The following is a 1,324-nucleotide window of genomic DNA, read 5'->3' as shown; positions in this document are numbered from 1 at the left end:
GCCCCGGCTCCGGTCCAGGCCGCTCCTGCCCCGGTCCAGGCCGAGGTTGCCGTCAGCGGCGAGACCTACACCGTCCAGGCCGGCGACACACTGAACACCATCGCCACCGAACTCGGCCTCGAGGGTGGCTGGCAGGCGCTGCACGCTGCCAACGCTGACACGGTCAGCAACCCGAACCTGATCTTCGTGGACCAGGTTCTGCAGCTGCCGGCCAACTAAGGCCAGCCTGCAGCAGGGAACTGCTGCAGCACGCACCACCGGGAGCCCCGCACCGATCCAATCGGTGCGGGGCTTCCTGCTGCCCGGGTGTCCTTGCTCTCATTGCCGCCGGTTGCGGAACCAAGGGCCGGCACGGCTGGTTGTCCTTCAGGAAGAGCAGGCAAGAAAGAGGGCAGCACGATGGTGGCAAACGACGGTCAGGGAGTCTACGAGATCCTCGTGGTGATGGTGCATATCGCCTTCGCCGCGTTCCTGCTGGGCAGTGCGGTCAGCAATCTGTGCCGCCTTCCCTGGTTTGTCTACGGGGAAGAACCCAAGCCCGCTGTACAGCGCTGGATCGGGGCGGGCGAGCTGGTGCTCGCAGCCGTGATCAGCCTGCCGTACTTCTGGCAGGACGGCGCCGTAGCGGCGGTGCTGGTTGCCTTGGCCTACGGCGTGGTGCTGGTTGGCCTGGCCTTTTGGCACTGGCGTCAGGAGCACGCCGTTCGGCTGGCCACCCTCGTGACACCGGCCGTGATCGCGCTCGCCTTCGCCGTGCTGGCCCTGGCCGGGCTGGCTGGCACTCCCGCGGAAACCGCCGCCTGAACCGGCCGGGCTAGCCGCCGCCAAACAAGGAGCGGTCGGGCCGAGACGGCTCCACCCGTGCGCGGGTACCCTGAGGGAAAGCTGCAGGCTGCAGGTCATTCCGGCCGGTGCCGGTCGTCGGAGGAGGGGGCGTGCAGAGGAGTATCGGGGAGCGAGTCCGGGCTTGGCCGAAACTGCTGGCCCGGCTGCTGCAGGGTGCGCCGTGGTGGGTGCTGCTGCTCTTGGGCCTGTTGTGCGTCGGGCTGGGTGTGGTGCTGATTCTCGATCCGGTGGTCTGGTTGACCCGGTACTCGTTGGCACTGGGACTCGGGCTGATCGTCTCCGGCCTCGGGGACCTCGCCGTCATCCCGCGGCGGGCGCGGCCCGTCCTGATGCCCCTGGTCGCGTTGGGCTGGATCCTCGCCGGCGTGCTGGTAGTGGCCTGGCCGGTCCCGCCGGTGGCGCTCCTCGTTGCCATTGTGGTCTGCGCGCTGGCCGCTGCAGGGATCAGCCGGCTGGCGGCCCTGCGAGGGGCCGACCC

Annotated in this window: 3 protein-coding genes; all 3 read left to right on the top strand. The window is 69.3% G+C overall.

Features of this window, described 5'->3' with window-relative positions:
- A partial coding sequence (locus D477_RS20855) for a LysM peptidoglycan-binding domain-containing protein (RefSeq protein WP_005275608.1) occupies positions 1-219 on the top strand: 219 nt, incomplete at its 5' end.
- Between the two features lie 180 nt (positions 220-399).
- A complete protein-coding gene (locus tag D477_RS20850) occupies positions 400-804 on the top strand; it encodes a hypothetical protein (protein WP_005275606.1) in 405 nt (134 codons plus the stop codon).
- A 131-nt stretch (positions 805-935) separates the two neighbouring features.
- A partial coding sequence (locus tag D477_RS20845) for a hypothetical protein (protein WP_005275604.1) occupies positions 936-1,324 on the top strand: 389 nt, incomplete at its 3' end.

The organism is Arthrobacter crystallopoietes BAB-32 (assembly GCF_000328305.2).
In the GTDB taxonomy this organism is placed as follows: domain Bacteria; phylum Actinomycetota; class Actinomycetes; order Actinomycetales; family Micrococcaceae; genus Crystallibacter; species Crystallibacter crystallopoietes_A.
Note: the sequence above shows the minus strand (reverse complement) of the source record. Positions and strands in the feature narration are given on the sequence as shown.

Excerpts from the sequence above, each read along its gene's own strand:
- D477_RS20850 (WP_005275606.1), top strand. The coding sequence starts at position 400 with ATGGTGGCAAACGACGGTCAGGGAGTCTACGAGATCCTCGTGGTGATG.